Origin of the sequence: Promicromonospora alba, assembly GCF_042654905.1 — a bacterium.
In the GTDB taxonomy this organism is placed as follows: Bacteria; Actinomycetota; Actinomycetes; order Actinomycetales; family Cellulomonadaceae; genus Promicromonospora; species Promicromonospora alba.
In genome coordinates this window covers 177,223-198,774 of the sequence record NZ_JBHSFI010000006.1, presented here as the reverse complement: position 1 = coordinate 198,774, position 21,552 = coordinate 177,223, and the positions used below count along the sequence as shown (strand labels likewise).

The following is a 21,552-nucleotide window of genomic DNA, read 5'->3' as shown; positions in this document are numbered from 1 at the left end:
CCGCGACGCTTCGAACCGGAGTATGCGCTCGTATCGTCTCACGGTGCGTCCGCGACCGGCGAAGCCGAAATGCCCTCGTCGAGCGTCGTGGGTGGTTGGCATGATCGCCGCATGACACGTGTCCGACCGACCTGGCCCGACCTCCCGACGCACGTGCGCGACGCCGTCGCCGCGCGGCTCGGTGGCCCGGTCACGGGCTGGACCTCGCACGACGGCGGCTACTCGCCCGGCTGGGCGCTCACGCTCGAGTCCGCCGCCGGCAGCGCCTTCGTGAAGGTCGCCTCGACGGAGCACGAGGTCGCCGCGAGCCTGCACCGCCGGGAGGCGGTGCGTGCGGCGGCGCTGCCCGACGGCGTCCCCGCGCCGGCCTTCCGCTGGGTCATGGAGCTGCCCGAACCCGGGGAGACGGAGCCCGCCTGGGTGGTCGTCGCGTCGGACGTGGTCGACGGGCGGGCACCCCGGACCGAGCCGTGGGACCTGGACGACCTCGACCGCCTGCAGTACCTCGCCCGGCGCATCGGCGAGCACGAGGTGCCGGACGGCGGCGCCTTCCCCACCTTCAGCGACCACGTCTGGCCGGAGTCGGCTCAGCTCGCCGCCGAACGTCCCGCGGGCCTCGCGACCTACGACCCGTGGCTCGCGGCGAACCTCGACCGCATCGCCGAGATCGCGTCACCCGAGCGGCAGGCCGAGGCGTTCGCCGGTTCGCACCTGGTGCACGGCGACCTGCGCGCGGACAACGCCCTCGTCGTCCGCCGGGCTGACGGGGTGGAGGCGGCGGTGGCCGTGGACTGGCCGCACGCCGTGCGCGGCGCGGCGTACCTGGACCGGACCGCCATGCTCCCGGCCGTGCATGCCACGGGCGGGCCGGCTCCGGAGGAGGCCCTGGAGCGGGCACCGCTCCCGGCAGGCGTGGACCCGGAGGCCGTCACTGTATGGACAGCGGTGCAGACCGCCTACTTCGTGTACACCTCGCTGCAGGACCCGCCGCCCGGGATCCCGCACGTGCGCGCGTTCCAGCGGATCCAGGCGGAGTCCTGTATCCCGTGGCTCCGCGCCCGCCTCCGCTAGAAGAAGGAGCGCGGCGGAACGGGGTTATGTGTCTGCGCGGGCCGGAACGACACATAACCCCGTTCTCGCCGGGCGCAGCCGACAGGGTCAGATCTGGGCGGCCGCGAGCTGTTCGCGGACCTGGCGCTTGGCGCGGGTCAGCATGCCCGCCATGCCGTTGAGGCGCAGCAGGCTGACGACCTTGGTCAGGCCGAGCTGGAGCGGGAAGTCCTCCGGCACGTCGAGCACCTGCTGCGCCGTCAGACCGGTGAGGCCCTGCGCGAGGATCGACGCGAAGCCGCGCGTGGTGGGCGCCTCCTCCGGCGCGCTCGCGTGGAAGGCGACCACCCCGGCGTCGTCCACCTCTGCGAAGGCGTAGACGGGGGACTGGCACTCCTGGACCCGTTCGAGCCGCTCGGGTGCGTCCGCGTACCTGGCGGGCAGCGGCGGAAGCTCGCGGGAGACCTCCAGCAGGAGCTGGAGCCGGTCGCGCTCGGGCGTCTCCAGAAAGGCGTCCCGCAGCTCGGCGAGGGCCTCGGGCAGGTCGACGTCGTTGGTGCTCATCTGTTCATCCTCCCACCGCCGCGGAGGCTCGGGCGAGCGACCGGGCGGCGTCGTACGGTTGACGTATGGCCGAGAAGAAGCGGTCGAAGAAGGACCGCGAACGCTGGTCCCAGGACGTCACCGAGGGCAGTGACGCCCTGGACCTCGAAGAGGGCGTCTTCACGTGGCGGGACCCCGCGCGGATCGCCCGCTCGCTGAAACGCTCCGCGGAGTCGAGCGACCGGCGCAAGAGCTCCCCGTACCGCTCGGCGATGTCGATGCTCACGTTCTACGTGAACCGAGCGGGCAAGGAGCTGGACGCGGACCAGCGCGAGGTCCTGGAACGCGCGAAGGACGAGCTGCGCAAGGCGTTCGGCCGCGGGTGACCTGTCAGAACCCGCCGGACGTGTCAGACGTACAGGTCACCCGGGTGACCCGTACGTCTGACACGTCCGGCGGGTTCTGACAGGTCAGACGGTGCCCGGTTCCGTGCCCGTGGCGACCGGCACGCGTACCGCGTTGCCCCACTCGGTCCAGGAGCCGTCGTAGTTGCGCACGTTCGTGTAGCCGAGCAGGTGGGTGAGCGCGAACCAGGTGTGGCTCGAACGCTCGCCGATCCGGCAGTACGTGACGACGGCGTCGTCGGGGCTCATGCCGAGGCCCGCGGTGTAGATGGCCTCGAGCTCCTCGCGCGTCTTGTACGTGCCGTCCTCGGCGACCGCCGTCGCCCACGGGACGTTGCGCGCGGTCGGGATGTGGCCGCCGCGCAGCACGCCCTCCTCCGGGTAGTCCGGGATGGCGATGCGCTCGCCCGTGTACTCCTGCGGGGAGCGGATGTCGACCAGCGGGCCGTTGCCGAGATGGCCCAGGACGTCCTCGCGGAAGGCGCGGATCGCGGTGTCGTCCCGCTCGACCACTGGGTACTCGACGGGCGCGGGCGCCGGGACGTCCGTGGTGAGCTCGCGGCCCTCGGCGCTCCACAGGCCGCGGCCGCCGTCGAGCAGGCGGACGTCGGAGTGCCCGAACAGCGTGAACACCCAGGCCGTGTACGCGGCCCACCAGTTGTTCTTGTCGCCGTACAGGACGATCGTCGTGTCGCGCGTGATGCCCTTGGCGCCCATGAGTGCGGCGAACGCCGCGCCGTCCAGGTAGTCGCGGATCTCGGGGTGCTGCAGCTCGGTGTGCCAGTCGACCTTTACGGCGCCCGGGATGTGGCCGGTCTCGTAGAGCAGCACGTCCTCGTCGGACTCCACCACGACGATCCCCGGGTCCTTGAGGTGTTCGGCCAGCCACGCGGTGCTCACCAGTCGTTCCGGGTGGGCGTACTGCGCGATCTTGTCCGAAGTGTCGATGGGCGCGGGCATGGGGCCTCCTCGTAGAGCACGTGCACTGACAGTCAAGGCAACACCCGGCCCTGCCGAAAAGATCCCGGCTCAGGACAGGCGTCGCTCCAGTACGCGCAGGTGCGCCCAGGCCCGCACCGACTGCGGCCCGCCGGGCGGCGCGAGCCGGGCCAGCCGCGTCCAGGCCGCGTGGTCGTCCGCCCCCTCGTCGCGGGCGGTCCACTGCTCGACGGCGGCCGCGTCGTCGCAGGCGTGCACCGCCTCGCGCACCTCGGCCTCGAGCTCCTCGCGCAGCCGTTCGACCCCCGGCGCGACCGAACGCCGCAGCAGGGACTCGGGATAGGCCGAGAGCGCGCCGCGCACGTCGCCGCGCCGGAGCCGGGAGCGCACCGTGCCGACGTCGGACCGCAGCGGCCGGGCGAGCCGGTAGGGGCGGGAGCCAGCGAGCAGGGGACCGCCGAGGACGGCGTCCGCGACCCGGCGCAGGCGGGAGATCTCCGCACGCACCGCGACCAGGGACAGGTCGCCGGGATGCAGCAGCACCGCGAGCTCCTCGGCGCCGAGACCGCGCGGATGCTCGGTGAGCAGGAGCAGGATCTCGGCGTGCCGCAGCGACAGCCGGCGCCCGCGCAGCGCGGGCGGCCCGAGCAGCCGGAGGTCCGGCGGCTGGTCGGTCGTGCCAGGGCCGGCGGCGCGCGCGGCAGAGCGGGTGGCGAGCTCGCGCTCGACCATCGCGACGGTGGCCCGGACCAGCGCGAGGGCGACGTGGCTCCCGGCGACGCTGCCGCCCGTGAGGTCGAGGACGCCGACGATCCCGCCCGCCGCATCGCGCACCGGTGCCGCGGTGCAGCTCAGCCGCTGGGCCGGACGCATGAAGTGCTCGGCGCCGAGCACCTGGACCGGACGCCGCGTCGCCAGGGCCGTGCCGGGCGCGTTGGTACCGACCGACTCCTCGCGCCACACCGCGCCCTCGACGAACCCGACGTGGTCGACAGCGGAGCGCACCGGTCCGCGGCCCTCCACCCAGAGCAGCCGGCCGACGTCGTCCGACACCGCGACCACCAGGTCGTCACCCGTCGCGCCGCCCACCAGGTCCCGGACCATGGGCATCGCGACCGCCAGGGGATGCTTGCGGCGGTAGTCCTCGAGATCGCCCGACGCCGCGACGGCCACCTCGCTCGGCTGGTCCGGGTCCACACCGTTACGGAGGCTCCTGCGCCACGAGGCCGCGACGACGGGGTCGATCCCCGCGGGCTCCTGCGAGCCGGCGGAACCGACGAAGCTCTCGTATGCCGCGCGTACCCACTGCGCGTCCCGGTGTGGCACCTTCGCCATGCTGCCCCAGACCTCGTTCGGACGCCGTCGTCGAACCCCGCCAGTCTAGGCGCCCGGCCTCGCCATTGACAGGCTGCCCGCCCGGGACGTCGGTCATCCACCGGGCCGAACGACTTTCCACAGATCACAGGTGTATTACGGTCTCGCCGCGCGCTACTCAAGAAGTAGTTCTAGCGTCATTCTCATCGGTAGTTAATAGGGCTTCGAGCCCGACACGTTGTTTTCATGGGATCTCTCTTTGGGGGAAGAGTTGAACACCATCGCCCTGGTGAAGGCGGAACCTGCGATATCCGACAGCGACGAACAGCCGAGCGACAGACCGCTCCGACTTCCCGCGCTCGACACCGCCAAGCTGCCGCCGCTCGACTCGCCGCAGCCGAAGCCGGAACCCGAACCGGTGCTTGCCGATCTGGCCGGCGCTCGCGGGCGGCGCCCCTGGGTGTTCGGTGCCGCGATCATCACGGGTATGGCCGTCGCCATCACTCTCTGGGCGGCCTCGGCGCACGCCGAGAAGGCCAGCCACCTCGTGGCCCTCAGCTCTCAGATTGACATCCAGGTCAGCACCACGTCGGCCCGGTCGCACGACCTGACGGCGGTGCTGGCCATGGCCGAGCGGGTCTACGAGCACTCCGACGGCCAGGTCGCGGACCCGGCCACCCGTGACGTCCTCGCCCAGGCCATCGCCGACGCCCGGTCGGCCGCGGCGCAGCGCGTGACGGACGCCCCGCCGTCCTCCGTGACGCAGGCCCAGACGCTGCTGGCCCAGGCGACCCACATGGAGACCTCCCTGGACTGGGCCACCGAGGACCTGCGTGTCGCCGTCGACATGGTCCAGCAGTCGCAGGGTGCGCAGCGCGTCCTGGATTCCCGCGACCCCGTTGGTGACCGGACGATCCTGACGTCTCTCGAAGGTTCCTGAGGCGTATTCGTCGGCATTTGCCGACGGCCTAAACTTCCGGCGCTCTTCATGCACGGAAACCTCTTTCCACGATTTCCGGCTCTCTTTGTCACCGAGCACCGCTCTCGACCGGGCTTTCCGGTCAGCCCAATGCATTGAGCGGCTATGCCCACGGCGGTGCATTTGATGCGTAGCGGCGATCATGCGACCCGGCGGTAAGCGTCCACCAGATCGACGAACTCCGCCCGCAGGCCGTACGGGTCTTCGCCCAGAGCGCTCGACGCACGTTCCCTGACGGCGTCGAGGCTCGCCTCGGCCCCGTACTCCGACGCGGTGGCGATCAGCCCGAGCTCCGCCACGGCGGAGGCGAAGGCGAAGTCCGCCGTCGGCGCCGACGTGAACGCGTCCGCGCCGACGGGAAGCTCGACCTCCGTGCTCGTGCCGGGGTCGTCACCCTCCGGTGCCTTGTACCGGACGTGCACGGTCATGAAGTCGTCGCTGGTGCCGACCTCACGTTCGGTGTACTTCAGGTCGCCGACGTCGGAGCCGGGTTCCGCGCCCGGGCCTGCGCCGGCCGGGACGAGCTCGTAGAACGCGGTCACCGCGTGTCCCGCACCGACGTCGCCGGCGTCCTTGGTGTCGTCGTCGAACTCCTCGTCCTCCAGCCGCCGGTTGTCGTACCCGATCAGCCGGTACTCGGAGACGGTCGCCGGGTTGAGCTCCACCTGCAGCTTCAGGTCCTTGGCCACCACGAACATGGTGGAGTCGAACTCGTCCACCAGGACCTTGCGCGCCTCCGCCAGGGTGTCGATGTAGGCGTAGTTGCCGTTCCCGTGGTCGGCGATGGCCTCCATCGTGCTGTCCTTGAGGTTGTACATGCCGAAGCCGAGCACGGACACGTAGATCCCGGACTCCCGCTCGGCCTCGATCAGGTCCGTGAGCTCTTCGGGGGTGGACGGGCCCACGTTGAAGTCGCCGTCCGTCGCGAGGATCACCCGGTTGTTGCCGCCCTCGACGAAGTTCTCCTCGGCCAGCTCGTACGCGGTCCGCAGGCCGTCCGCGCCGCCGGTGGATCCGCCGGCCTCCAGCGACCGCAGGTGGTCCACCAGCACGCCGTGCTCCGAACCGGGCACCGAGTCCGCCACCACCTGGTTGTCGCCCGCGTAGGTCACTATCGACACGCGGTCGTCCTCGTCGAGCTGCTCCACGAGCAGTGCGAACGACTCGGCGAGCAGCGGCAGCTTGTTCGGCTCGTCCATCGACCCGGACACGTCGAGCAGGAACACGATGTTGTTCCCCTCCGACGTCGGTATCGCCTCCGTGGCCTGGACGCCCACCATGGCGAGCTGGTGCTCCGGGTTCCAGGGCGCGGTCGCCACCTGGGCCGTCATCGAGAACGGGTGCTCAGCGCCCGGGGCGGGTGCCGGATAGTCGTAGTCGAAGTAGTTGACGAGCTCCTCGATGCGGACGCCCTCCGGCGCGACGCCCTGGTTCACCTGGCGGCGCAGGTTCGAGTACGACGCCGTGTCGACGTCCGCCGAGAACGTGGACAGGGGGCTCGTAGCGACGTCCTGGAACGGTGTCTCGGGGGAGTCGTCGTACTCCTCGGTATCGGGTGTCCGCGGTTCGGGGAGGAGGGGCGGCGCCACATCCCTGCTCATCGTTCCGTCCGTCGCCTGGCTCTCCAGTGACTCACTGCTCAGAGCCTCGTCGCCCGACAGGTCGGGAGCCGCCGGGACCGGCACGTCGATGGGCACGGCCTCGCCGCCGGCGTCGGCCGTGCAGCCCGTGAGCGCGAGCGCCGCGGTCAGCAGCACTGCCGCGGCGGACAAGGACGCGCGGGTCGTGCGGGGTGCGAAAGTCATGGTGGTAGGCCTCTCGTCCGGGTGATCCGTCCTCTGATGTCATTTGTTCCGCCATCGACCCGGCTTGCCCGGTCCAGGTCACGGTCCGGTTGCAACCCCGATGCAACGCCCCGCTGCCTAACCTCGGCCCACCCGGCTGCACCGCCGCATCCGGGCGTGACCCCGCGGTCGGGCAGCCGATGGCGGGCACGAGAGAACCTGCGAGGAGGCAGACCATGACCGTGTACGCAGCCCCGGGTACCGAAGGTGCCATCGCCACGTTCCGGCCCAGGTACGACCACTGGATCGGGGGCGAGTACGTGGCCCCGGCGAACGGCCAGTACTTCGAGAACCCCAGCCCCGTGAACGGGCGGACGTTCACCGAGGTCGCACGCGGCGACGCCGACGACATCGACCGGGCCCTCGACGCCGCGCACGGCGCGGCGCCCGCCTGGGGCCGGACGTCGGCAACGGAACGGGCGCAGGTGCTGAACAAGATCGCCGACCGCATCGAGGAACACCTCGAGGAGCTGGCGGTCGCCGAGACCTGGGAGAACGGCAAGCCGGTCCGCGAGACGCTGGCCGCCGACCTCCCGCTGGCGATCGACCACTTCCGCTACTTCGCGGGCGCCATCCGGGCGCAGGAGGGGTCGATCAGCGAGATCGACGGCGACACCATCGCCTACCACTTCCACGAGCCGCTGGGCGTGGTCGGGCAGATCATCCCGTGGAACTTCCCGATCCTGATGGCCGTGTGGAAGCTGGCGCCGGCCATCGCGGCGGGCAACGCGGTGGTGCTCAAGCCCGCCGAGCAGACACCGACGTCGATCCTGTACCTGATGGAGCTCATCGCGGACCTGCTGCCGCCGGGGGTCGTGAACGTCGTCAACGGGTTCGGCGCGGAGGCGGGCAAGCCCCTGGCGAGCTCCCCGCGGATCCGCAAGATCGCGTTCACGGGCGAGACCACGACGGGCCGCCTGATCATGCAGTACGCGTCGCAGAACATCATCCCGGTGACGCTGGAGCTCGGCGGCAAGTCGCCGAACATCTTCTTCAGCGACGTCGCGGCGGCGAAGGACGAGTTCTACGACAAGGCACTGGAGGGCTTCACGATGTTCGCCCTCAACCAGGGCGAGGTGTGCACCTGCCCGTCGCGTGCGCTCATCCAGGCGGACATCTACGAGTCGTTCCTGGCCGACGCCGTCGTGCGGACCGAGGCGATCAAGCAGGGCAACCCGCTCGACACCGACACGATGATCGGGGCGCAGGCCAGCAACGACCAGCTGGAGAAGATCCTCAGCTACTTCGATATCGGCAAGGCGGAGGGCGCCAAGGTGCTCACCGGCGGGTTCCGGGCGGAGCTGGACGGCGACCTCGCGGGCGGGTACTACGTGACGCCCACGATCTTCGAGGGCAAGAACTCCATGCGGATCTTCCAGGAGGAGATCTTCGGGCCGGTCGTGGCGGTGACGGAGTTCGGCGACTTCGACGACGCCATCAAGGTGGCCAACGACACCCTGTACGGGCTGGGCGCGGGCGTGTGGACCCGGTCCGGTGCGGACGCCTACCGCGCGGGCCGGGCGATCGAGGCCGGCCGCGTGTGGACGAACTGCTACCACGCCTACCCGGCCGCGGCGGCGTTCGGCGGCTACAAGGGCTCGGGCGTGGGGCGCGAGAACCACAAGATGATGCTCGACCACTACCAGCAGACGAAGAACCTGCTGGTGAGCTACGCACAGGGCAAGCAGGGCTTCTTCTAGACCCGAGGTGTCAGACGTACAGGTCACCTGGGTGACCTGTACGTCTGACACCGTCACCGATGCGAGGGGGTTCTTCATGTCCGACGACGTTCGCTCGTCCCGTGCGGTCGGCGCGCGGCCCGCGCGGGTTGGTGTGACCGGCGAAGCGGCAGCGCTGCTCGTGCGCCTGCGCGACAAGCACGGCGAGCTCATGTTCCATCAGTCCGGCGGCTGCTGCGACGGCTCGTCGCCCATGTGCTTCCCGGACGGCGACTTCATCACCGGTGACGCCGACGTGCACCTCGGCGACCTCGCGATCGGGCCGGACGGCGCCGCGTTCACCGTCCCGGTCTGGATGAGCCGTAACCAGTTCGAGTACTGGAAGCACACCCACCTCACGATCGACGTGGTTCCCGGCCGGGGTGCGGGGTTCAGCGTGGAGGCGCCCGAGGGTGTGCGCTTCCTCATCCGGTCCCGGCTGTTCACCGACGAGGAGTGGGAGCTGCTCCGGGACTGACCCGGGGCCGGAGTGCACCCGTCAGTCCGGCGTGAGGGGACGGACCCCGTGCGCCGTCGCAAGGAAGAATCCGGCGAGCGTGATGCCGTGCTCCGCCGCGGCCGAGCGGAGGGCCGCGCGCCAGGCGAGGTCGTCGAACGAGGCGACCGCCGGACCCGGCCGCTCGAGCATCAGCACCACCGAGGAGCCCGGCTCGTCCCGCAGGATCTCGTGCCAGGCCTGACCCAGGTTGCTCACCATGAGCACGTCGGGCTCGTCCGGTACGTGGTCGATCGGCACGATCACCGGCAGCGGGCGGCGTCGGTGGTCCAGCATGACGAACCACAGCGTGCGGCGGCGGGGTGTGACGCCGTCGTGCAGGAACCTCACGAACGCGAGCAGGGCTGCGTCGTCGGCTAGCGGTTGATCCGGAATGATGTCGCTTGACGTGGTCATGGACATCAGTATTGATCGGCGGGCGCTGAGGTGATCCGAGTTATCCACAGGCAGCCATGGCGTCTTCGCGGAACTTCTTGGGATTGGGGCTTGAAGTTGACGCAACGTCAACCTCTACGGTGAGAGACATGCACTGGTCCATCCAAGAGATCGCGCGGCTGACCGGCGTCACCAGCCGGACGCTGCGGCACTACGACGCGGTAGGGCTCCTGCCCGCCGTCCGGACGACGGCGAGCGGCCCGCGCCGCTACGACCGCACCGCCCTGGTGCGGCTGCAGCGGATCCTGCTGCTGCGCGATCTCGGGCTCGGCCTCGGCGACATCGCCGAGGTGCTCGACAGCGAACAGGACGAGGCGAAGGCGTTACGCCGGCACCTCGACTCGCTGCGGGCGGAGCAGCACCGGCTGGCGCGGCAGATCGCGTCGGTCGAACGGACGGTCGCCGCTCTCGAGAAGGACCCCGAAGCGAAGGAGGACATCATGGCGAAGGACATGCTCGACGGATTCGACCACACCCAGCACGAGCAGGAAGTGACCGAGCGCTGGGGCCGCGACGCGTACGCGAAGAGCGACGCGTGGTGGCGCGGGCTCGGCAAGGAGGGGCAGGACCGGTTCAAGGTGGAGGTGCAGGCCCTGAACGCCGCCTGGATCGAGGCCACCGAAGCCGGCCTGGACCCGGCATCGGACGAGGCCCAGGCGATCGCCGCCAGGCACGCCGCGTGGCTCGTCGCCGTCCCGGGCACGCCAGGTCACGAGCAGGGCCGCCCCGACAAGGGCTACCTGCTGGGGCTGGGCGACATGTACGTGGCGGACGACCGGTTCGCCGCGAACTACGGCGGCACCGAGGGGGCCACGTTCGTCCGTGACGCGCTGCGCGTCTACGCCGAGCGCGCCTACCCGGAGGGCGAGGTCTGAGCCCGGTACAGGTCGCGCAGGAGGCAGATCTCGCCACCGTGCGCCATCGCCTCGCGGCTCAGGTGAGTGACCAGAGCAGCCATCGGGAACTCGGCGAACCCTGCACCCTTCGGCCCGATCGGCCGGAGCAGGCCCTCGTCGTCCAGGCGCTCGATACCTGCCCGCCACGACCGGTAGCCCTCCTCGAGCATGGCGAGGCCACCCTCGGCCGTGATCGGGGCATCGGGCCAGTGCCGCTGGTCGAACATGTCGGCGTCGGCCGGCGCGTCCGTGGGTCCGAACAGGGCCCGGGCGCGCCGGCCGAAGACGTCCCGGCCCACGTGCACCATCCGCCACGCGATGGTGGTGACCGGCGGGACCTCCGGTTCGGGCATCTCCTGCTCGAGCCGCGGCACGCCGTCGGGGCCGCGGCGAACGCTCCAGGCCGGTGCAGCGGGCTCCCAGAGGTACTCGTCGTCGGCAAGGCCTTCCAGTCGCGGCCAGAGGTGGAAGTCCCAGTAGAAGCTCAGTTGTTCCAGCAGGACATCGCGCCACGTCGTGGAGGGCGCGGTGGGGGACGGCGTCGGCCCGGCAGTGGTCATTTTCGGACCATATCCTCGGTCACTGACACTCAGTTTCACAGGTAGCCTCTGCACATGCCCGACGTGCCAGCCAATGTCAACCAAAATACCCCCGTGACCTGCTGGTTTGCCGGTCTGACGACGCTCGATGTGATCCACCGCAGCGCCGTTCGGCCGGGCCCGAACCAGAAGATCACCGCCGTTCGCCAGGACGTCTCCGCCGGCGGCCCGGCCGCGAACGCCGCGGTCACCGCCGCGACGCTGGGCGTACGGGCCCTCCTGATCAGTGCTCTGGGCTCGGGTCCGGTCGGTTCGGCAGCACGCGGTGACCTCGAGCGGCACGGCGTCGAGATCTACGACGCCGCCGAGGGGCACGAGATCCCCATGGCGGTCTCGGCGGTGATGGTCGACGACGCGACGGGCGACCGGTCGGTGGTCTCGCCCGACGCCATGCTCACCGACAGGGTCGACGTCACGCCGGGCAGTCTCGACGCACTGCCGCGGCCCGCCGTGGTCCTGCTCGACGGGCATCACCCGGATCTCGCGCGGAGCGTCCTCGCGTACGCGAACGCCCTGGAGCCGCGCCCTCTGATCGTGCTCGACGCAGGCCGCTGGCGGCCCGTCTTCGCCGATCTGATGGGGCACGCCGACGTCACTGCCCGGTCGGCGGACTTCCGCGCGCCGGACTCCGTCGCACCCTCCCGGGCCACGGTCGCCACGCACGGGCCGGATCCCGTGACCTGGTGCGACGCCGACGGACGGCACGGCACCACCGGCGTGCCGAAGGTCGACGTGCGGGACACGCTCGGCGCCGGGGACGCGTTCCACGGCGCACTGGCAGTGGCGCTCGCTCGCGGTGCGGACCTGGAGGCGGCCGTCGAGGAAGCCGTACGGGTGGCGTCCCTCCGCGTGCAGTACGTCGGGCCCCGTTCCTGGCTGGAGAACCTGTCGTGCGCCTGACCACCGCCGAGCTCGTCAAGAGGGCGGCAGAGCTGGCGGCACAGGCCGCCCGCGCCGGCCGGGCGCGGGTCCTCGGTATCACCGGACCGCCCGGTGCCGGAAAGTCGACGCTGGCTGCCGCGCTGGTCGACGGCCTGGCACCCGGTACCGCCGTCGTGGTCGGGATGGACGGCTTCCACCTCTCGAACGCCGTCCTGGAGGCGCTCGGCCGCCGCGACCGCAAGGGCGCCGTCGACACGTTCGACGACGCCGGGTACGCGGCCCTGATCCGCAGGCTCGCGGACCGGCTCCCGGGCGACCCGCCCGTCTACGCGCCTGAGTTTCGCCGCGAGATCGAGGAACCGATAGCCGCGGGCACCGTGGTCGCCGACGAGCCGCTGGTGATCACCGAGGGCAACTATCTGCTCGCCCCCGGCGGCGCCTGGCCGGCGGCTCGCGCCCACATGGCGGAGGTCTGGTACGTCGACCTGCCCGACGCCGAGCGCCTGCGGCGCCTCGTCGCCCGGCACCAGGCCTACGGCAAGCCGCTGCCCGACGCCGAGGCCTGGGCGGGCGGCACCGACCAGCGCAACGCGGACCTCATAGCGGCGACCCGGGACGAGGCGGACCTGATCGTCGAGTGGGTCTGACCGGGTCAGGCTTTATGAATGTCGGCCGAGCCTGCGGTTCCGCTTCGGGCGCGTGCCTCGTTCCTCGGCCCGCACCCTGCGCTGCACCTCCGGCTCAGCCGATCTCGAGGACTGCCACCCGCCAGACCCCGCGCCGCGCTTCCAGCCGGACCGCCGCCGCCCGGACGCGGCCCTCGTCGTGCAGGATCACCGTCGCCTCGGCGGACGAGGTGCCGAGCCGCACCATCCGTACGCGCCGGACCGTCGCCGCGTGCGCCTTGGGCCGCGGCGGCCGGCTCTGCTGCGCCTCACGCATCAGCCTTCCGCGTTCCAGGAGCTGGTCGTAGACCTGCGGGGTGACCCAGCGTGCGAGCTGTGCCGCGGGCCGTTCACCGCGCAGTACCTCGACGGCCGCACGGACCACGCGGCACACCTGCGCGGTCGGGTCGGGGAGGGCCGGGTCCGGCTCGGGGCTCGGCCGACCGGTCACCGCCTCGAGGGCCGCTGCCGCGTTCTGCAGTTCCGAGTACGGTGTCCCGCCGATCCGCATGCGCCGCAGCCGCCGGCCGATCCCGGGCCCGGTGACCGGCCCGACCGGTGGTGTGACGGGCCGACGGATCGGCGCGGCCGGGGCCGTGGCCGCCGCACGCGGCACCGGCGCCCGGCGGGCGGGCGTGGTCGGCGGCACCTGCCAGGGGGAGCGGCGTGCGCCCTGTGGTGGTGGGTCCTGCGGGAGTGCGGTCATGGGGTCTCCTGGGGTGAGATGGGAGGGGAGGCGAGCGCGGGCGGCCGGGTGACGAGCCGGCCGGTGGCCGGTCAGGGCTGGCGCAGCACCATGCCGGGGTGGATCAGGTCGGGGTTCGCGCCCAGCGCCTGACGGTTGGCGTGGTGCCACTGCGTGACGGCGGCAGCGATCTCGGCGTCGGCCAGAGGCGTGCCGGCCTGATCGGCGGCGAGCCTGCTGGCCGCGATCGCCCAGAGCGTGTCACCAGGTTCGACGACGACCAGCGGCTCGCGTCCGGTCCCGGTGCGCTGGCCCCGGTTGACCAGCGACAACCGTTCAGGTCTCGGCCGCTGGGTCGATGACGTCGATCGGTCCGCCGGACGGGTATCTGTGCGGTCCGCCGCCAGGCGCTCGGTCGGCTGCCAGCCGAGGTCGACCACGACGGCAGCGCCGCCGTCCGCGGACGGATCCGTCCTGGAGGCCAGGTCGGACGCCATGGCCGTGGGCACCGTGAGGGCGAGGCCCACGCTCGCCCCTGCGGCAGCACGGGCGAGGCGGCGTACGAAGGTCGGCCCGTGCAGTGCTACCGCTCGTTCGCCTGCCGCCCAGCGCGGACCCCAGCGGCCCGCGACGACACAGGCCAGAGCCAGGAACGCGTGCAGGCCGACCCAGCCGGCCATCACCGTGCCAGCTGCGACGGTCGCGAGCTCGACGATGTCCTCGACCGGGAAGAGCGCCGCACCTAGGTCCGATCCGACCTGCCAGGTGCGTACGCCAAGTGCACCGGCGGCGCCGGTGAACGCGACGGCGAGGACGACCAGGCCGGCCAGGCCGCGCCGAGCGCTCGTCGATGGCGCCGGGCTCGCCGTGCGATCGCCGGGACGGAGCCTGGCGCGGTGCGCCGACGGAGTGCCTGGGAGGGCGTTGTTCGACATGGTTCCCCCTGCGATGGTCGGCTACTGATCTGATCGGACCCCTCAGATCTCATTGATAGTGGTTGATGCTGTCCGGTGGTCGATATTCAACCTCGGTGCCACTGGGGTGTCTACCGGAGAGCGGGATAGCTGTGGATGACGCAGGGTGGTCCCATGGCATTCATGCACCCGGGTGGTCCCACTCGCTGGGAGGCGCTCTTCGGGGACCTCGAGGCGCAGGCCCGCGCGCAGTCGGCGGCCGAGTCCGATGCGCTGGTCTCCGAGATGACGCGCGCCGAGCACGCGACGATGACGCTCGCGGACCGGTTCCGCGCCGTCGTCGGGGCGGTGGTGACGCTGGAGCTGCTCGCCGGCGCTCCGCTGCGCGGCGTCGTCCGGGAGGCCGCGGACGAGTGGGCGCTGGTCCAGGGCGTCCGGCCCGAACCAGTGGTTCAGCACCTCGTACCGCTGGCGGCGCTCACCGGTGTGCACGGGCTTGCCCGTCAGGCGGCGCCCGCGACGTCGCGGCGTGCCGCGCTGGGGCTGGGTCCGGTCCTGCGGGCGCTGCAGCGCGACCGGGCACGGGTCACCGTGCGCACGCTGAGCGGCATCGTGGGCGGCCGGATCGCGCGGGTCGGGCGGGACCATCTGGACATCGATGTGCTCGATGACCGTGGAACTCGCCTGGTTCCGTTCAGTGCCTTGCTGGTCGTCAGCGAGGCGCCCTGAATCGTTCAGGATCCTTCAGGAATGCCGTAAATGGAGAACGGGACCGGTGTCGCTCCGCATCGAGTGCGTCCGGTCCCGTCGGTGTACAGCTGAGGGCTTTCAGGCGTCCGTGGTCGCCGAGCCCTTGAGTCGTTCGCGGCTCTTTGCATACATGCGCTCGATGTATGCCTCGAGCTCTGCGGCTTCGACGCGCCAGACCTTCTTGGGGCCCACCTGGATGGCGGGAAGGTCGCCGGTCCGAACCAGTGCATAGCCCTGGGCCATCGAGATGTTCAGTGTCTCGACCACGTCGGCCAGAGAGAGAAAGCGCTTTTCCATGGGAACAGTGTGGCACGAGACACCGACATGAGGGGGTTATCCACAAGAAGTGTCTATCTGATGCCGGATCGGCGACGTTCGATCACTATGGTTCCGGCGCTCTGCCTACGCTGTGCGCCATTCTGTCCGGATCGTCGCTTCGACTCGTACGCGAAGTTGTACGCGAAGGTCTAACCAAAGTCCACCAAAGTACGCGGAAGGTTCGAGATGACGTATGCCCCGGCACCCTCGGGCTCGGGTCAGGCACTCCCCGAGCCGGTGGCCACGCGGCTGCGCCGCCCTCGTTGGCGTGATCCGCGCCTGCTGACCGGCGTCGTCATCGTCGCGGTGTCGGTGGCGCTCGGCTCGTGGGTGGTGTCGTCGGCGAGCCGCACCGTACCGGCGTTCGTCGCGGACGGTGCGCTGACACCCGGTGAGCCCCTCACGGCCGACGGGCTCCGTGCCGTGGACGTCCGGCTCGGTGCCGGGACGGGCCGATATCTTCCCGCGGACGAGCCGCTGCCCGCCGACCTCGTGGTGCTGCGTGTGGTGGACGACGGCGAGCTGGTCCCGCTCACCGCACTCGGCGCCGACGCCGACGTCCGATCCGTGGCGGTGCCGGTCACCTCCGGCCTCTCGGACCGGATCCGTGCCGGCGCGGTGGTGGACCTGTGGTTCGTGCCCGAGGCCCCGATCGCGCCGGACGCCGCCGACGACAAGCCGGCGCCGAGCACGCTCGCGCGGAACGTCGTCGTCGAGCAGGTGGATACCGGCGAGGGCGGGATGATCGTGGACGGCACCGTGACGCTGCACGTCCTGGTCCCTGCCGACTCGCTCCCGACGGTGCTGAGCGCGCTGTCGGACGCCGGCACGGTCGCCGTCGTACCGGTGGCGGGTGACGTCCGATGAGCGACGAGCGGACGGTCACCGTGCTCGTGGCGGTGCATGCGCCCGGGGTGGAGGCGGACGCCGTCACCGTGCTCGGCGCGCAGCCGCGGGTGACCGTGGCGCGCCGGTGCGCGGAGCTGGCAGAGCTCCTTGCGGCGGCCGAGGCAGGGGCGGGGACGGCCGCGGTCGTCTCCGGGGACCTGCCGGGCCTGGACCGGGAGGCGGTGGCGCGGCTGCGCGGCGCGGGCCTGCGGGTCGTGGCCCTCGAGGACCGGGCCGCCCCGGCCGGACGCCTCGCGGGGCTGGGGTGCGACGTCGTGGTGGCCGAGGGGGACGCGGAGAACCTCGTCGCCGCCGTGCGTGGCGACGCCCCCGAGGTGGCGGCACCCGTCGCAGCCCTCCCCGACCTCGGAGGCAGACCCGGCACGATCATCGCGGTCTGGGGCCCCGTCGGGTCGCCCGGCCGGACCACCACCGCCATCGAGCTCGCCGCGGCCCTCGCCGGGGTCGGGACCGCAGCTACGCGCCGCACCGGCCTGCTGCGCCGGACGCGTCCAGCGGCACCGCCGAACGGCACGCGCACCGTCCTGCTGGCCGACGCCGACACGTACGCGTCGTCCGTGACCTCTCGCCTCGGGCTGCTCGACGACGCACCGGGCCTCGCCGCGGCGGCCCGAGCGGCCGGGCAGGGTGTGCTCGACGTCGTGACGCTCGCCGGGCACAGCCCGGTGGTGCTGCCTGGTGTGCGGGTGCTGACCGGCATCACCAGGGCGTCCCGCTGGCCCGAGCTGCCTGCCGCCTCGCTCGACATGGTGTTCCAGCGGTGCCGCGAGCTCGCCGCGTGGACCGTCGTCGACTGCGGCCCGGTCCTCGAGACCGACGAGCTCCTCATGTACGACACGCGTGCGCCCCAGCGCAACGGTGCGACCCTGAGTGCGCTGCAGGCGGCCGACGTCGTGGTGGTGGTCGGCGGCGCGGATCCGGTCGGCATGCAGCGCCTGGTGCGGGGCCTGGAGGACCTGCGCGACGCGGCCGTGCCCGTGCCCGCGCCACGGCTCGTGGTGGTGAACCGGGTACGGGACTCCGCCGTCGGGCGGCGGGCCGAGTCCCAGGTCCGCGACGCGCTCGCGCGGTACGCGGGGGTCGACGACGTGCACCTCGTGCCCGACGACCCGGCGGGCCTGGACGCCGCGCTGCTGGCGGGACGGGTGCTCGCCGAGTGCGCCCCTGGCTCCCCGGCGCGGGCCGCGTTCGTGGGGCTCGCGAGCCGGGTCCGGGAGCTCGTGCCCGCTGGCGTGTGACGACCCTGGCTGCGACCGCTCGGGGCTCCCGCGTAACAATCAGCCCGATCGGCGCGGCTCGGCGGCGGAAAAGTGGCATCCGGCGCTAGGTTGTGGGCGTGGCCGCCATGACGAAGGACAACTACGCCGACGACCTGCGTCTGGCGCACGTGATCGCCGACCAGGTCGACTCCATCACCATGTCTCGGTTCAAGGCGCTGGACCTCAAGGTCGAGACCAAGCCGGACCTGACGCCGGTCACCGACGCCGACCGGGCGGCCGAGGACTTCATCCGCGGGCAGCTCGCCCGTGCCCGCACGCGCGACGCGATAGTCGGTGAGGAGTACGGCTCCGCCGGCAACGGCGCGCGGCGCTGGATCGTCGACCCGATCGACGGCACCAAGAACTTCGTGCGCGGCGTTCCCGTATGGGCGACGCTGATCGCCCTCGCCGACGGCGAGGACGTGGTCGTCGGCCTGGTCAGCGCACCGGCGCTGGGCCGCCGCTGGTGGGCGGCGAAGGGTTCGGGCGCGTGGACGGGCAAGTCCCTGGCCGCCGCCTCGCGGATGTCGGTCTCCGGTGTGTCCCGGATCGCCGACGCGTCCTTCAGCTACGCGTCCCTCGGCGGCTGGGAGGAGCGCGGCTCACTCGACGGATTCCTCAACCTGACGCGGGCCTGCGCGCGTACGCGTGGGTACGGTGACTTCTGGTCGTACATGCTGGTGGCCGACGGCGCGGTCGACATCGCCGCGGAGCCCGAGCTCGAGGTGTACGACATGGCGGCCCTCGTGCCCATCGTCACCGAGGCCGGCGGGACGTTCACGTCGCTCGAGGGCAAGGCCGGGCCGTGGGGTGGCAACGCGATCGCGACGAACGGCAAGCTGCACAAGGAAGCGCTCGACTACCTGGCTTGAGCGCCCTTTGGCGGGGGTCCTGATCCTTTGGCTGGGGCGGCCGCGGTATCTCGGACCCCGCGGCCTTCGTCGTCAGGTTGCGGCAGGCAGGCAGGCAGGGTCGGGTCAGGCACGCCGGCAGGGTGGTTGGTCGGGTCAGGCGGGTGGGTCGCGGGAGGCAGGCGGGTGCTTCAGGCGCGGGGGATGTTCTTGATCTCGCTCCAGTCGTACCAGAGCAGGTCGCGGTCGGTGACGCGCTGCAGCGCCGCGTCCAGCGCGGTCTCCGACTCCGCGCCGACGTCGGCGGTCGCCTCGGCGTCGCTCTCCTCGTCAGCCGCCGCGAGCACGTCCGCGATGTCGGCGGCGGCCTCCAGCTCGTCGACGTGCACGCAGACGATCGCCACGTTCTCGACGGTGCTGACGACCTCGATCTCCGAGGCGACCGCCTCGTCGTCGTCAGGATCGCCGGAGGTAGAGCCTCGGACCGGGCCGACTGCCGTGTCCGGTACCTCTACCGTGATGACCACGCGCTGGTGCGCGGCGTCGGGGCGACCCGCGATCAGGGCGAGGGAGTCGTCTGCGGCGTTCAGCGCGGCGATGTACTCGAGCCCCTCGGCGTCCTCGTCGGGGAGGCCTGCCTCGAGGTCCTTCGTGACGGCGTGCACACGGCGCGGGGCGACGGTCCAGCGGGCAGCCCCGGAGGTGTGGGTGACGGCGTCGAGCTCGTCGAGCGTTGCGGGCACGTAGATGCGCATGTGCACAGTCTGCCGGTGATCAGACGGCGGTGTGGTAGCCGCGGCGGTATTGCCGTCGTGCGCCGACCGGCGCCGGGCAGGCTTACCTCGGCCACCAGGACCAGGTCAGTCGGCGTCGAGGCGTTCCTGGAAGCCGTCGAGGATGGCTTTGAGGCCGAACTCAAAGGTGTGGTCTGGGGCGTCGTTGTAGCCAGTGCCGGCGGCGTCCGCTTCGAGGCGCGCGCGCAGGCGGGGAAACTGGACGGCGATGTCCGTGGCTCGCTGTATCGCCTCCTGTAGCTGCTGCTGCGCGTCGCCGCCCTTACGGTCGAGCCTGCGTGTCAGCGAGACGTTGGCCGCGTCGCCGATGGCACTGCCGAGGACGAAGACGAACACGGTGGCGGCGGCCTGATCGGCCTGGCTCTCATGGAACCCGGCCTGCTCGTACACGCCGAGGTTGCAGTCGTCGAAACGCGACTTGCCCGGGCCGTAGAGCAGGTAGCCGCTCAGGGCCTGGGTGATCCAGGGATGCCGGAGGACCATCGCGCGCAGCCCGGAGGCCAGATGCTCGGCGGCAGTCCGCCAGTCGGCGCTGTTGGGTGCGGGCAGCGCGATCTCGTTCCAGACCTCGTCCGCGGCGAGCCGGATGAGGTTGTCCTTGTCCTTGACATGCCAGTAGACGGCTGTCGGTGCCGAGTCGAGGCGTCTGCCGAGCTCCCGCATGTTCAGCCCGTCCAGGCCCTCCTCATCCAGCAGGCCGATGGTGACGTCGACGATCTGCCCGGCAGTCAGGGTGGGCTTTGGCATCGCTCCAGCCTATCGCTGGGTTGAACAAAGTTCGAAGCGGCGCTTGCACTTAGTCCAAGTCGCCTGATAAGTTCACTTTTACTTAGTGCAAGAACCGGAGGGTGCTCGCCACGCGATCGCCTTCGGCGATTCGGCTGCCGTGCTCATCCTCCTCACCCTCGGCTGAACTGGAGCACCACATGACTGTTGTCCTCATCGCCGGCGTTCTACAGCTCCTGCTCGCCGCGACGTTCGTGATCGTGCCGCTCGGCGGCGCCCGCTATGGCGTCGCCGCGCAGCGGGCGGCCGAGGCTGACCTGGGTCGGCAGGGCCGTCCCGTCGATCTCCTGTCCGATCACGGGATCGACTTCACGGCGAGCCGCGCCAGCATCGCGATTGCCTGCTCGATCGGCGTCGTGCTCACGATCCTGGCTGTGCTCGTCCTGGCGGGCAGCGGCCCTGGCCGGATCGCGACGTGGGTTGCCATGGCGGTCATGCTCCTCCTGGGCCTGGTCATCATGCCCGGCGAGGTCTTCACCACCCGATACGTCACCGCGGTGTTCCGGAAGTCCGATGATCCGCGCCTGGAGGGGATGGACGTCGCCGCATTCGTCAATGCCGCGGCCGGACAGTTCCCCTCGTGGCTCCTGCTCGCCATCGCGGCGCGCTTCGCGCTCGCGACGGTCGGTTCGGCGACCGTTGTCGTGCTGCTCGCGATCCCAGCGGCCAGCGGCCATTTCGCCTGACCGTGTCTGATCGACGACGGACGACTGTCGCCGGTCCACTCTGCGCGAGTGGAGTGGCGGTGTCACCAGGTGCCCGTACTCTCGTGTGCGGCGCCGGGGCGGGGGCGTCGGGGCAGGCACGGCAGCCGAGGGCAGGAGACGATGATGGGCGCCAAGACAGCGATGCTCGTGTACGCGGACGGCGACGTGGCGGAGGGGCTGGCGGACGCCGCGGAGTTCGCCGACGAGGCGGGCGCCGCCGAGCTGCTCGGCCTGCTGTGGCCACCGGCGCGGATCCAGCCGGACGGTGAGGAGCCGTGGGAGCTTGGTGACGCGGTGTTCCCGCCGCAGGGGCGGGCGTGCGCGCTGTCGACGCCGGCGGTGGACGTCCTGTGCGACCAGGCGCTCATGCTCGACCGGCCCTCGCAGCTGCCCGCGCACCTGGTCGACGCGAGCCTGGGCCGCACGCTCTACCTGCACGCCATGCACAGCGCCGTCGACTGGTTCGCCTTCGCGGTGTGGCAGGACGGCGCCCTGGTGCGTTCCCTGAGCTTGTCGCCCGACGACGGGGTGCTCGAGGACACCGGGGACCGGCTCGCGTTCGAGGAGCCGTTCTGGGCGGGCAGGCATCCGGCCCCGGGCGGCACCGCGTACCCGTTCCCCTTCCACCCGCTGGTCCTCGGGGAGCACGCGTTGCAGGAGTTCTTCGGATTCAGCGGCGACGGGTCCGACGACGGCGGCCCGTCCGCCGGCCGGCTGGACCCGTGGGCCGTCGAGCTGTTCGGCTTCCAGGTCGTGTAGCCGCGGGCACGGGACAGGTCTCGCTCGACAGATCG

Annotated in this window: 25 protein-coding genes; 14 read left to right on the top strand and 11 right to left on the bottom strand. The window is 71.5% G+C overall.

Annotated elements, in window-relative coordinates; genetic code table 11:
• Window positions 1–111: 111 nt before the first annotated feature.
• Complete coding sequence (locus ACFO6V_RS20530; protein WP_377138657.1) at window positions 112–1,071, top strand: phosphotransferase family protein; 960 nt, start codon at window positions 112–114, stop codon at window positions 1,069–1,071.
• Between the two features lie 87 nt (window positions 1,072–1,158).
• On the opposite strand, the gene ACFO6V_RS20525 is transcribed toward ACFO6V_RS20530, so the two are convergent.
• A complete protein-coding gene (locus tag ACFO6V_RS20525) occupies window positions 1,159–1,614 on the bottom strand; it encodes a SufE family protein (protein ID WP_377138654.1) in 456 nt (151 codons plus the stop codon).
• Window positions 1,615–1,679: 65 nt separating this feature from the next.
• On the opposite strand from ACFO6V_RS20525, the gene ACFO6V_RS20520 reads away from it, so the two are divergent.
• A complete protein-coding gene (locus ACFO6V_RS20520; RefSeq protein WP_377138651.1) occupies window positions 1,680–1,979 on the top strand; it encodes a DUF3175 domain-containing protein in 300 nt (99 codons plus the stop codon).
• 84 nt (window positions 1,980–2,063) lie between these two features.
• Here ACFO6V_RS20520 and ACFO6V_RS20515 read toward each other — a convergent pair whose 3' ends face one another.
• On the bottom strand, window positions 2,064–2,957 hold the full coding sequence (locus ACFO6V_RS20515) for a sulfurtransferase (RefSeq protein ID WP_377138648.1): 894 nt from the start codon (window positions 2,955–2,957) through the stop codon (window positions 2,064–2,066).
• A 69-nt stretch (window positions 2,958–3,026) separates the two neighbouring features.
• Window positions 3,027–4,271 carry a sigma-54-dependent transcriptional regulator family protein gene (locus ACFO6V_RS20510; protein ID WP_377138645.1) on the bottom strand — a complete coding sequence of 415 codons (1,245 nt, stop codon included), beginning with the start codon at window positions 4,269–4,271 and terminating at the stop codon, window positions 3,027–3,029.
• 268 nt (window positions 4,272–4,539) lie between these two features.
• On the opposite strand from ACFO6V_RS20510, the gene ACFO6V_RS20505 reads away from it, so the two are divergent.
• On the top strand, window positions 4,540–5,190 hold the full coding sequence (locus ACFO6V_RS20505; RefSeq protein WP_377138642.1) for a hypothetical protein: 651 nt from the start codon (window positions 4,540–4,542) through the stop codon (window positions 5,188–5,190).
• Window positions 5,191–5,369: 179 nt separating this feature from the next.
• Here the strand turns inward: ACFO6V_RS20505 and ACFO6V_RS20500 are convergent, their stop codons facing one another.
• Entirely contained in the window at window positions 5,370–7,034 is a 1,665-nt protein-coding gene (locus ACFO6V_RS20500; RefSeq protein ID WP_377138640.1) for a vWA domain-containing protein, read from the bottom strand.
• A gap of 215 nt (window positions 7,035–7,249) precedes the next feature.
• Here ACFO6V_RS20500 and exaC point away from each other — a divergent pair, with 215 nt between their 5' ends.
• Window positions 7,250–8,773: an acetaldehyde dehydrogenase ExaC gene (gene exaC / locus ACFO6V_RS20495; RefSeq protein ID WP_377138638.1), complete on the top strand. Its 1,524-nt coding sequence runs from the start codon at window positions 7,250–7,252 to the stop codon at window positions 8,771–8,773.
• A gap of 76 nt (window positions 8,774–8,849) precedes the next feature.
• Window positions 8,850–9,269: a DUF779 domain-containing protein gene (locus ACFO6V_RS20490; protein ID WP_377138636.1), complete on the top strand. Its 420-nt coding sequence runs from the start codon at window positions 8,850–8,852 to the stop codon at window positions 9,267–9,269.
• A 21-nt stretch (window positions 9,270–9,290) separates the two neighbouring features.
• On the opposite strand, the gene ACFO6V_RS20485 is transcribed toward ACFO6V_RS20490, so the two are convergent.
• Window positions 9,291–9,704 (bottom strand): hypothetical protein, encoded by a 414-nt coding sequence (locus ACFO6V_RS20485; protein WP_377138634.1) that lies wholly within the window; start codon window positions 9,702–9,704, stop codon window positions 9,291–9,293.
• A 128-nt stretch (window positions 9,705–9,832) separates the two neighbouring features.
• Between ACFO6V_RS20485 and ACFO6V_RS20480 the strand changes: the two genes are divergently transcribed.
• Window positions 9,833–10,618: a MerR family transcriptional regulator gene (locus ACFO6V_RS20480; RefSeq protein ID WP_377138632.1), complete on the top strand. Its 786-nt coding sequence runs from the start codon at window positions 9,833–9,835 to the stop codon at window positions 10,616–10,618.
• On the opposite strand, the gene ACFO6V_RS20475 is transcribed toward ACFO6V_RS20480, so the two are convergent.
• Window positions 10,597–11,199, bottom strand: coding sequence for a DinB family protein (locus ACFO6V_RS20475; RefSeq protein ID WP_377138630.1), 603 nt, complete (start codon window positions 11,197–11,199; stop codon window positions 10,597–10,599). The genes ACFO6V_RS20480 and ACFO6V_RS20475 overlap by 22 nt on opposite strands.
• Before the next feature lie 93 nt (window positions 11,200–11,292).
• Between ACFO6V_RS20475 and ACFO6V_RS20470 the strand changes: the two genes are divergently transcribed.
• Together ACFO6V_RS20470 and ACFO6V_RS20465 are read left to right on the top strand one after the other, a co-directional pair.
• Window positions 11,293–12,138: a PfkB family carbohydrate kinase gene (locus ACFO6V_RS20470; protein WP_377138628.1), complete on the top strand. Its 846-nt coding sequence runs from the start codon at window positions 11,293–11,295 to the stop codon at window positions 12,136–12,138.
• Entirely contained in the window at window positions 12,129–12,767 is a 639-nt protein-coding gene (locus ACFO6V_RS20465; RefSeq protein WP_377138625.1) for a nucleoside/nucleotide kinase family protein, read from the top strand. The genes ACFO6V_RS20470 and ACFO6V_RS20465 overlap by 10 nt, the downstream gene beginning before the upstream one ends.
• A gap of 94 nt (window positions 12,768–12,861) precedes the next feature.
• Here the strand turns inward: ACFO6V_RS20465 and ACFO6V_RS20460 are convergent, their stop codons facing one another.
• Together ACFO6V_RS20460 and ACFO6V_RS20455 are read right to left on the bottom strand one after the other, a co-directional pair.
• A complete protein-coding gene (locus ACFO6V_RS20460) occupies window positions 12,862–13,491 on the bottom strand; it encodes an Rv3235 family protein (RefSeq protein WP_377138623.1) in 630 nt (209 codons plus the stop codon).
• A 71-nt stretch (window positions 13,492–13,562) separates the two neighbouring features.
• A complete protein-coding gene (locus ACFO6V_RS20455; RefSeq protein WP_377138620.1) occupies window positions 13,563–14,405 on the bottom strand; it encodes a LysM peptidoglycan-binding domain-containing protein in 843 nt (280 codons plus the stop codon).
• Between the two features lie 153 nt (window positions 14,406–14,558).
• On the opposite strand from ACFO6V_RS20455, the gene ACFO6V_RS20450 reads away from it, so the two are divergent.
• Window positions 14,559–15,113 carry a hypothetical protein gene (locus tag ACFO6V_RS20450; RefSeq protein WP_377138617.1) on the top strand — a complete coding sequence of 185 codons (555 nt, stop codon included), beginning with the start codon at window positions 14,559–14,561 and terminating at the stop codon, window positions 15,111–15,113.
• Between the two features lie 99 nt (window positions 15,114–15,212).
• Here ACFO6V_RS20450 and ACFO6V_RS20445 read toward each other — a convergent pair whose 3' ends face one another.
• Window positions 15,213–15,431, bottom strand: coding sequence for a helix-turn-helix transcriptional regulator (locus ACFO6V_RS20445; protein ID WP_116673897.1), 219 nt, complete (start codon window positions 15,429–15,431; stop codon window positions 15,213–15,215).
• A 207-nt stretch (window positions 15,432–15,638) separates the two neighbouring features.
• Here ACFO6V_RS20445 and ACFO6V_RS20440 point away from each other — a divergent pair, with 207 nt between their 5' ends.
• From ACFO6V_RS20440 to hisN, 3 genes are all read left to right on the top strand, one after another.
• On the top strand, window positions 15,639–16,319 hold the full coding sequence (locus ACFO6V_RS20440; RefSeq protein ID WP_377138614.1) for a hypothetical protein: 681 nt from the start codon (window positions 15,639–15,641) through the stop codon (window positions 16,317–16,319).
• Window positions 16,316–17,599, top strand: a complete 1,284-nt coding sequence (locus ACFO6V_RS20435; protein WP_377138612.1) for an AAA family ATPase — start codon at window positions 16,316–16,318, stop codon at window positions 17,597–17,599. Before ACFO6V_RS20440 ends, ACFO6V_RS20435 begins: the two co-directional genes overlap by 4 nt.
• A gap of 107 nt (window positions 17,600–17,706) precedes the next feature.
• Window positions 17,707–18,492 carry a histidinol-phosphatase gene (gene hisN / locus ACFO6V_RS20430; RefSeq protein WP_377139179.1) on the top strand — a complete coding sequence of 262 codons (786 nt, stop codon included), beginning with the start codon at window positions 17,707–17,709 and terminating at the stop codon, window positions 18,490–18,492.
• A 170-nt stretch (window positions 18,493–18,662) separates the two neighbouring features.
• Here the strand turns inward: hisN and ACFO6V_RS20425 are convergent, their stop codons facing one another.
• On the bottom strand, window positions 18,663–19,226 hold the full coding sequence (locus ACFO6V_RS20425; RefSeq protein WP_377138609.1) for a DUF6912 family protein: 564 nt from the start codon (window positions 19,224–19,226) through the stop codon (window positions 18,663–18,665).
• Window positions 19,227–19,331: 105 nt separating this feature from the next.
• On the bottom strand, window positions 19,332–20,012 hold the full coding sequence (locus ACFO6V_RS20420) for a TetR/AcrR family transcriptional regulator (protein WP_377138606.1): 681 nt from the start codon (window positions 20,010–20,012) through the stop codon (window positions 19,332–19,334).
• 101 nt (window positions 20,013–20,113) lie between these two features.
• Here ACFO6V_RS20420 and ACFO6V_RS20415 point away from each other — a divergent pair, with 101 nt between their 5' ends.
• The gene (locus tag ACFO6V_RS20415; RefSeq protein WP_377138603.1) at window positions 20,114–20,737 is read left to right on the top strand and encodes a hypothetical protein; all 624 of its coding nucleotides are present in this window, start codon (window positions 20,114–20,116) and stop codon (window positions 20,735–20,737) included.
• A 144-nt stretch (window positions 20,738–20,881) separates the two neighbouring features.
• Complete coding sequence (locus tag ACFO6V_RS20410) at window positions 20,882–21,517, top strand: DUF6928 family protein (protein ID WP_377138600.1); 636 nt, start codon at window positions 20,882–20,884, stop codon at window positions 21,515–21,517.
• Window positions 21,518–21,552: the final 35 nt, after the last annotated feature.